The organism is Cobetia sp. BL01, assembly GCF_056493605.1.
Genome location: NZ_JBVBEE010000024.1, coordinates 1 through 1,174 on the forward strand (window position 1 = coordinate 1; position 1,174 = coordinate 1,174).

Here is a 1,174-nt window from a genome sequence, read left to right on the forward strand (position 1 = left end):
CACCGTCGAGAATGGCACCTACAGCGTCGATGCCGAGACGCCGCTGAGCGAAGGCGAGTACAGTGTCGAAGCCACTGTCACCGACCCGGCCGGCAACACCGCGACCAGCAATGACGTGGGCGAGATCGATCTGTCCGCTCCGGCTCTGACCGTCGATGCCCCGGCGCTGACCTCCGACACCACACCGACCATCGTCGGCACCACCGATGCCGAAGACGGCAGCACCGTCACGCTGCTCATCACCGACAATGACGGCAACGAGCAGACCGTCACCGCGACCGTCGAGAACGGCACCTATACGGTTGACGCCGAGACCCCGCTGAGCGAAGGCGAGTACAGCGTCGAAGCCACCGTCACCGACCCGGCCGGCAACACCGCGACCAGCAATGACGTGGGCGAGATCGACGCAAGCGCGCCGAGCCTGACCGTCGATGCGCCGGCGCTGACCTCCGACACCACGCCGACCATCGTCGGTACCACCGATGCCGAAGACGGCAGCACCGTGACCCTGGTCATCACCGACAGTGACGGCAACGAGCAGACCGTCACCGCGACCGTCGAGAATGGCACCTACAGCGTCGATACCGAGACGCCGCTGAGCGAAGGCGAGTACAGCGTCGAAGCCACCGTCACCGACCCGGCCGGCAACACCGCGACCAGCAATGACGTGGGTGAGATCGACGCAAGCGCGCCGGCGCTGACCGTCGATGCGCCGGCGCTGACCTCCGACACCACGCCGACCATCGTCGGTACCACCGACGCCGAAGACGGCAGCACCGTGACCCTGGTCATCACTGACAGTGACGGCAACGAGCAGACCGTCACCGCGACCGTCGAGAACGGCACCTACAGCGTCGACGCCGAGACGCCGCTGAGCGAAGGCGAGTACAGCGTCGAGGCCACTGTTACCGACCCGGCCGGCAACACCGCGACCAGCAATGACGTGGGCGAGATCGACGCAAGCGCGCCGGCTCTGACCGTCGATGCGCCGGCGCTGACCTCCGACACCACGCCGACCATCGTCGGCACCACCGATGCCGAAGACGGCAGCACCGTCACGCTGCTCATCACCGACAGTGACGGCAACGAGCAGACCGTTACCGCGACCGTCGAGAATGGCACCTACAGCGTCGATGCCGAGACGCCGCTGAGCGAAGGCGAGTACAGCGTCGAG

Annotated in this window: 1 protein-coding gene; it reads left to right on the top strand. The window is 66.8% G+C overall.

Translation table 11 applies throughout. The features are described from left to right. Positions 1–1,174 (top strand): Ig-like domain-containing protein (locus ACZYGA_RS16940; protein ID WP_479399724.1); only part of this gene is annotated, 1,174 nt, incomplete at both ends.